Annotated in this window: 1 protein-coding gene; it reads left to right on the top strand. The window is 69.1% G+C overall.

Annotated features, from left to right (window positions below; all coding sequences use genetic code 11):
• Positions 1 to 501: thiamine pyrophosphate-dependent enzyme (locus JMF90_RS39935; protein WP_236598170.1), on the top strand; the 501-nt coding region annotated here is incomplete at both ends.

The following is a 501-nucleotide window of genomic DNA, read 5'->3' as shown; positions in this document are numbered from 1 at the left end:
GTACAAGCTCGCGCTGCCGCAACCGCTGTTCCGCGTCGATGCCGATGCGCTTGCCGACAACCGCGGCTATCGCAACGAGCTGTTCGTACATGGCGATTCGAAGCGCGTGCTGGCCGAGCTGGCCGATCGCCTCGAAGGCCGCCTGTCGGTCGATCCGCAATTCGCGGCCGATCTGGCGGCAGCCCGCGAGGAGGCCGTGGCCGACGTGGCGAAGGGCCTCGGGCCGTACAAGAAGCTCGTCGACACGCTGCAGGGCGCGGTGGGCCGCGACTACAACTGGGTGCGCGACGTGACGATCTCGAACAGCACATGGGGCAACCGTCTGCTGAAGATCTTCGAGCCGCGCTCCGGCGTGCATGCGCTCGGCGGCGGCATCGGCCAGGGCATCCAGATGGGCATCGGCGCGGCGCTCGCGGGCGCGGCGGCGAAGACGGTCTGCCTCGTCGGTGACGGCGGCCTGATGGTCAACGTCGGCGAGCTCGTCACGGCCGTGCAGGAAAA

The sequence above is a fragment of the Burkholderia sp. E168m23 genome (assembly GCF_016586125.1).
GTDB lineage: Bacteria > Pseudomonadota > Gammaproteobacteria > Burkholderiales > Burkholderiaceae > Burkholderia > Burkholderia orbicola.
This window is presented reverse-complemented; position numbering and strand designations above follow the sequence as displayed.